We start from the raw sequence: 6,879 nt of genomic DNA, 5'->3' as shown, positions 1-6,879 counted from the left end.
TTCTCTGGTTCATTCAGCCCCGTCTGTCAAGAAACGTACCATCATTGGGTCAGCACAGCTGAGTGGTGGTCGGTTTCAGCTCTGCCCGCCCCGTCCGGCGAACTAATTTTGAACGTGCAACAGGGTATCAAGCTCTTCTTCCAGCTCGACCCTCTTTTCATGTGTCTCTACCCAACGCTGGTGAGTCGCCATATCTTATATTCCGAGCGAGAGTATATAATATCCTCTGTCAACGTAAGTTACTAAACCGACTCGCACACCCATCCAATGATACCTTATAGTACAAAGACACACCACCCGATCTGACCGGTATCTCTAAGACAGTCTCCCCCAACCGTCAGATAGGAAAATGCCGACATTACCGCTTGCGCTCAGTACACCGCTTCAGGTTCCGCTCATGTTACCGCTCGGAATCGGCCCACTCCAGTTGGCGGTCCTCGTGCTACTCCTCTTTTCGACGACAGGGCTGTTTATCGCTCTCTCGAAACAGATGAGTGGAGGGAAAGCACTCGGATCTGCAATCGGCCTCTACGTGTTGATGGCCGGCTGGACGTTCCTCGTCGTCTAACACAACTAGAGCGAGTGTAACAAAGAGGGGAGTTTTTGTGCCCCGAGTGGAGTCAGAGGAGGAAGTAGAAGATCTCCATGTCCACTCGATCACCAAGTAGAGATGTCCAGTATACGCTCCGAGATGACGGTTTTCTGTTCTCCGAAGCGTATCTCACAGGCGGGAACCGGGAAACCGCTGAAAACTACCTGTGGCCAGTCCCGGTGTTTCAGCGCCTGCGAGAGGATACGGCCGCAACGATAGGTCACAGCGGGGATGTAATCAGACCCGGCGACATCCTCGAGTATTGTGGCGGCGACTACGAGGAGTACCTTCTCGTGGTAGCGATTCTACCAACGCCCGCGAAGTTCCGCCCCGGCTTGGAAATCGCCAATTCGGATCGTATCCTCTGTTACTCGTCGAACAGCGAGTCCTACAGGCTCTTTCTCGGTGGGGCGTTCATCAATCTCTCCGGCAACCGACTCGATCACGAGACTGGCGAGTACGTTCTTCACGAGGATGCGGCCCCACTCATCGAACCATCCACGAACATCCCCGCAGATGTGACCCACCCCCCGTGTCCGGAAATCCTCCCCGACGATGGGAACCCGTCTGCGTACGCGAAGGAGAACTACCCCCACACCCACCCGCCTGAAAGGGCGATCCGTCTGACCACCGCAACAGCCGGCGAGACGAAGCCGATCGGCGAGTTCACCAACGAAATCCACCACGGCGACGCCTGTGAGGTCTTGGCGACGATTCCGACCAGTTCGGTCCACGCTTGGATCACCTCACCCCCCTATTACTCGTTGAGGGATTACGACGTCGACGGGCAGATCGGCCGAGAAGGGTCTGTCACCGAGTATCTCGAGTCCATCATGGCCGTCGTCAACCAGCTCATGCGGGTCACCCGCAACGATGGTCTCGGAGCTCTCGTCGTCGACGACGCATATCAGGGCGGGTCGGTCAAGGGAATCCCCCACCGACTCCACCAAGAGATCACCAAGCAGGGCTTCGAGATCGTCCACCACGCGCCGTGGACGAAGCCAAACGGAAAGCCCGACGCCGCGACGAATCGCTACTCTCACCGTCACGAGCACATCCTAATCATCGCCCACGACGGCGGCGATCACTACTTCCACAAGCAAGCCTCGGCAGACCCGACCGACGTCTTCGACTTCGCTGTCGGGACAAGCGACGCCGACCATGACGCCATCTACCCCATCGGGCTGCCGAAAGAGTTGATCCGGACGACCGTCCCCGAGAAGGTCTGCCCGAAGTGTGGCGCACCGTACGAAGAGCAATACGAGGTCACCGACATTCGGAACCTCCCCAGCGATCGCCCACAAGCTCAGCGAGCTCTCGAACTCGCGTCACGACACGACCTCACCGACGACCACCTTCGCGCTCTCAGATCAGTCGGGCTCGGCCACACCGGACAAGCAAAGCGAACGCAGTCCGGAACCGGGAACAATACCGACAGCGTCGAACAGCTCGCCACAGAGGCAGAAGACGCACTCGGCAGTTACGCGAGAGAGTTCACCAACCCGAACAAGGAGCTGACCGGCCACATTCCGTCCTGTTCCTGCGAGACAGACACGGAGGCGAAAGCGGGGATCGTGGTCGATCCGTTCTTCGGATCCGGCACGACGGGGAGGGCTGCGAAATCACTCCGACGGCGGTGGATCGGCATCGAACTCAACGAAGATTATATCGCGACAGCCCAGTCTCGAATCGGCGTCGACGTAAGCGAACCAGATCGGCTAACCGACGAGAATCAGAATACTCTCACGAACTTCGTGTGAGAATATCAACGACATCATACTAGCCCCAGAACGATTCATGTATTGACACACGCAGACACCGGATGGCTCATATCGAACCCGTTTGGTAGAGATTCTGGACCTCTGTTTCAGCCAGCCCTTTATTGTATATCCGTGGATCGTCGATCCGTCCTCTAAAGGGACCGCCGTTCGAACGGGAGTGGGAGTCTCGTCCGATCCAAACGGGGTCAGAAACTGAATTTAGAGACGGTGGGGCACTCACAGAATCTTCTAACTCGCCGTCGATATAGTAGGCAACAGTCGAACCATCATATGTCCCAACGAGATGATGGTCATTCCCGTCATAAATATTCGTTGAGCCAACTGCACCCGCCGCCGACGAACTTCCCCACACCCGCATTGAACCGCACTCATTACCTCCGTGGTTTATCTGGAGAGTGTACGCGGCGTCATGGCCTTTCGAGACGCCCTTTGCCCAGTTACTACTCGACGAGGGCGAATTCATCCACAACGAGATTGAGATGGCGTTCGTCAGGTCAAGTGACGATGGGTTCCCCGCACTAACGTAATCGCCTGTACCGTCGAATGAATACGACTCCCCCCCATATACAGCAGTCGCGCCCGTCGTCGCTCCATTTATCGTTGCGTTGTTGTCGTTCCATGCGTCGAGTGCTTCACCACTTTCCATGTCAGCATCGTCGAACGTCCATCGGGCGACCCCGCTGTCGGGTGTGTCACCAACGCCACTCGCAGATCGGGAGACTAGGTTCCCATCAACGACATCGACATTCTCCGCTGTGCCAGCTGCCCAATCCTCCTCACCAGTCCATGAGCTCTCCTCGCGAGTACGCCGATCGCTAGTGAACCGACTCAACCCGTCTGTCATACCGCATACCACCGAGGAAAGGACATTAGATGTTCCGGTCGCCCGCACGACAATAACCAGAATACTCTCACGACCTTCGTGTGAGCAACATCATCGACGCCATACCAGCCCCAGAACGACTCACGTATTAACACACGCAGACACCGAACGACTCACGACCACGGTTGGGCGGTGTAATCTGAACCGATCTCGTCCGCTGTCAGCTGCTCCGAGTATATGATGAAGTCATCAATGACCCCAGGGAACTGGCTAGTCCCAGGGGTTTTCGCGGCAATGTAGAAGTAATCACCAGCAGTATTTGCAGTGCCATTAGCTCGGTCGTGGGTGTCGTTCTGGGTGTTTATATACCACGTTGAGTCCCTATTCGGAATGTCGTAGTTTACCAAGACCCGATACTTCGTGTTTGTCGAAAAATCGAAGTCAGTATATCCTATTCCACCGAAATCAGACAGGTTCCCAACATCTATGAATAGGTTGCTGTCACCGTCCCACACCATTTTAGTTCCGTCTTCTCCCGCCCCCCCATCGTGGAATAGCGCAAAGGGATTTGACAGGTCGCTCGCTTCAAACGTAAGACCGACTGCGCCCACATCGGGAAGTAGGTTAGAGCCGTTTATTTCCGTATAATCATCTTGTCCATCGTAACTCAAAGCGTACCCCCCTTGCCAATCACCACCCACCCACGAAGTTCCACTGGTCGAACAATCCATCCCCCCAACATCCGCGTCGGCAAATGTTCCAACGCCCTCATCAAATTTCCAGCGGTAGATGGCACTGTCAGGTATGTCACCAGCACCACCCGTCGATCGAGAAACTAAGTTACCATCAACGACATCGACATTCTCCGCTGTGCCAGCTGCCCAATCCTCCTCACCAGTCCACGAGCTCTCCTCGCGAGTACGCCGATCGCTAGTGAACCGACTCAACCCGTCTGTCATACCAGAGCCATCAAATCACGTGAGGTTAGGTGTATCGGTCCTTCGGGTCACGATCGACCCGTAGACTCAAGTCAGAGAACGTGAACAGAGAAGTAGAGATGGCAGCGAGCGAACACCCGGAGGGGCACGACGATATCGAACTCGACATCTGCGGTGGATACGATGACGAGGGCATGGAAGCACTCCTCGAGTTGGCGGGAGGTGACAGAATCCGAGTGAACGACACCGAGGCAACCCTGACGAGAACCGATCCTGTCTCCGATTCAAACCGAGCAATCAGCTGGGCGCGGGTACTCACCGACGACGAAGGCAAGCGGTACCTGCTCGTCGTTCGGCTTGGCGACGGAACCTACATCTACGCAGAAACAGAGGGGAAGTGGGGTCAAAAAGAAGAGGTTGAAAGCCTCTCAGTCGTCGAATTAGCGGATGTCGGCTGGTGTGAAGTCTGTACCGTCTATATCCCAACTGGTGGCGACCACCCAGCAGACGAAACCCACCACATCAGAGCGAACGACCAGGACGAAGCAAAGCAGAAGTTGAAAGGCCGAACCCCCCCGATCGACTACTACGCAGCGATCTACACGGATGTCGGAGGACGCTCAGAGATCATCAACGCAGCTCGAGAGACAGAATAATCGACCCACCACATGGACAACCCCGATGAATCAGACCTACTTACCGACCTCAAAGACAAGTTCCGAACCCTCGGAGTCGCCTGTGTACTGGGATTCGGGGGCTACGGCCTCAGTATCTTCTGGTACACACCGTTCCGACTCGCTTCAGACCTCCCCTCGTTCACACCCGACTACGGAGAGGCAATGGTGATGAACGACATCGCCTTGGGCCTCGCCGCAGTGACGATCGGCCTCCTCTATCTGAAATACTCCGGGAAGGGCCGGGAGTACATCGATGTCGAAATCCCGACGAAGCGACGGACCATCTTCATCATCGGCGGCACGCTCTCACTCCTCACAGCCCTGTACGCAATTAACAGCCTCAAGTCACACCTCAACGTCGACGCCTCACAACACACCGCTTCTCAAGCGGTAGCGGCGGGCTCAGTCGATCCACAGTACGTTCTGTTGATGATCCCGCTATCGTTCCTGTTGATCGGCCCCGCTGAGGAGTTCATATTTCGCAATCTGGTCCAGAAGCGACTCTATGAGAGTTTCACAAAAGCGAGCTCCGTCATCATCGCGAGCGTCATCTTTTCAGCGATTCATATCCCAGCGTATGCGACAGGAACAACAGCAGGCCTACTGACCAGCCTCGCGACAGTGTTCACCCTCTCGCTGTTTCTCGGGGGGTTCTACGCCATAACCGAGGACCTCATCGTCGTCGCCGTGATGCACGGAGCCTATAACTCAGTGATCTTCGGCCGCTGGTATCTCGCAATCTCTGGCTCACCGCTTCCATTCTGACTACACAGTGACAGGCAGATGTAACCCATATCTATATAAACCCGAGACGAATAGCGTCTCGCATGGTAGAAAACCATATGAAAGAGCGGACGAATGCGGTGGTAGCCGCTGTCGAGGAGCAGCTACCAGAGCACGCCACAATCACTGGCGGTGGGCTCATCGCAATCCTCCATGCCACAACAACGGAGATGGAGCATGAATGGAGTCGGGCTGGTATCGAAATGGCCCTCACTGAGCGAAAAGCCGGAGAAGAACAGAACCCGCACACGGCGGACGTCCCTTCTGTAGAAGATAACACATCTACGTTGACGCAGATAGAAAAGAACAGTAAAAACCCGGAAGCGGCAGTAGTAGCAATCGAGAACTCCTGGAAGACCCACGTGCGTCTTACTTCCCTGGATTTCCTAGTGGAGCCATTAGTAGCAAGGCAGGCGAGGTACGACGTAGATACAAACACGGTCCTAACGGACCTCGGAGTGGTGGATGCGGACGGTCACCTAGACTCCGAATTCCGCACCCAATGTGTCGTAATGACCCTCCTCCACCTATACGAATCAATAGAACTCTCAAACCTAACAGAGCGGGAATTCGCCTCATTCCATCTCTGCGCCAGATACCGCCCTCAAGAAACAGCGCGCATCCTTTCAGAGGTGTTTGGAACAGACCAGAGTGCGGGGACAGTACGGAAATACAACTCCCGCGTTCGGAGAAAGCAGGACGAAGCTGAAGCGACCGTCAGATCCCTAAGCAACGTCAAGCCGACCGACGAGATACCAGCAGTAACCGCAAGCGAAAGTTCACTCATGTCGGACGATCAAAAGCGACGGATTAGCCAATTGCTACAAGGCGTCTTAGCAACACAAAGTGGAGCGACCGACGAGACGATCGAGATCGGCGAGGGAATCCAATTCCACATCAGTCCTGGAATTGATATGGAGACACTGTCAATCAACTTCTACCACGAGACGGAAAGACTCCCAGAGCCCATCACGGTCGATGTCGACCAAACAGCAGGCACAGAGTTAGTGTCAGAGGGTAAGAACCTGACCGAATTCGGTAACATATCAGAGGAACACGCCGAAACAAAAGCCGACGTGATTGAAGCCATCAAATACGGCCTCGAGAAGGCGGACTTCTACACACCAAACAACCTCGATGACTTAGAATTCAAGTCAACCGAAGCTTACGAAGGGTCCGGCGATCACCCATCCTTCGTGAACTTCTTCACATTGATCAAACTGGCGTAAGAGAGTAAACAGGCCATTAGAAACAACTTCGTATCAATCAACACGACCACCGGAAC

Annotated in this window: 7 protein-coding genes; 5 read left to right on the top strand and 2 right to left on the bottom strand. The window is 55.0% G+C overall.

The genetic code is table 11. The annotated features are described in order from the left end of the window. Positions 1-349 precede the first annotated feature (349 nt). Positions 350-568, top strand: a complete 219-nt coding sequence (locus NO887_RS10055) for a hypothetical protein (protein WP_256397123.1) — start codon at positions 350-352, stop codon at positions 566-568. 77 nt (positions 569-645) lie between these two features. Next, positions 646-2,352: a DNA-methyltransferase gene (locus NO887_RS10050; RefSeq protein ID WP_256397124.1), complete on the top strand. Its 1,707-nt coding sequence runs from the start codon at positions 646-648 to the stop codon at positions 2,350-2,352. 67 nt (positions 2,353-2,419) lie between these two features. Here NO887_RS10050 and NO887_RS10045 read toward each other — a convergent pair whose 3' ends face one another. Next, complete coding sequence (locus NO887_RS10045) at positions 2,420-3,217, bottom strand: LamG domain-containing protein (RefSeq protein WP_256397125.1); 798 nt, start codon at positions 3,215-3,217, stop codon at positions 2,420-2,422. 152 nt (positions 3,218-3,369) lie between these two features. Beyond that, the gene (locus NO887_RS10040) at positions 3,370-4,155 is read right to left on the bottom strand and encodes a LamG domain-containing protein (RefSeq protein ID WP_256397126.1); all 786 of its coding nucleotides are present in this window, start codon (positions 4,153-4,155) and stop codon (positions 3,370-3,372) included. A gap of 98 nt (positions 4,156-4,253) precedes the next feature. On the opposite strand from NO887_RS10040, the gene NO887_RS10035 reads away from it, so the two are divergent. The 3 genes from NO887_RS10035 to NO887_RS10025 all read left to right on the top strand — a co-directional run bounded on the left by NO887_RS10035 (position 4,254) and on the right by NO887_RS10025 (position 6,823). Continuing rightward, complete coding sequence (locus tag NO887_RS10035; RefSeq protein WP_256397127.1) at positions 4,254-4,790, top strand: hypothetical protein; 537 nt, start codon at positions 4,254-4,256, stop codon at positions 4,788-4,790. 12 nt (positions 4,791-4,802) lie between these two features. Beyond that, positions 4,803-5,576, top strand: a complete 774-nt coding sequence (locus tag NO887_RS10030) for a CPBP family intramembrane glutamic endopeptidase (protein ID WP_256397128.1) — start codon at positions 4,803-4,805, stop codon at positions 5,574-5,576. 62 nt (positions 5,577-5,638) lie between these two features. Continuing rightward, a complete protein-coding gene (locus NO887_RS10025) occupies positions 5,639-6,823 on the top strand; it encodes a hypothetical protein (RefSeq protein WP_256418153.1) in 1,185 nt (394 codons plus the stop codon). Positions 6,824-6,879: the final 56 nt, after the last annotated feature.

Source organism: Halorubrum laminariae (genome assembly GCF_024494655.1).
GTDB classification, from domain to species: domain Archaea; phylum Halobacteriota; class Halobacteria; order Halobacteriales; family Haloferacaceae; genus Halorubrum; species Halorubrum laminariae.
This window is presented reverse-complemented; position numbering and strand designations above follow the sequence as displayed.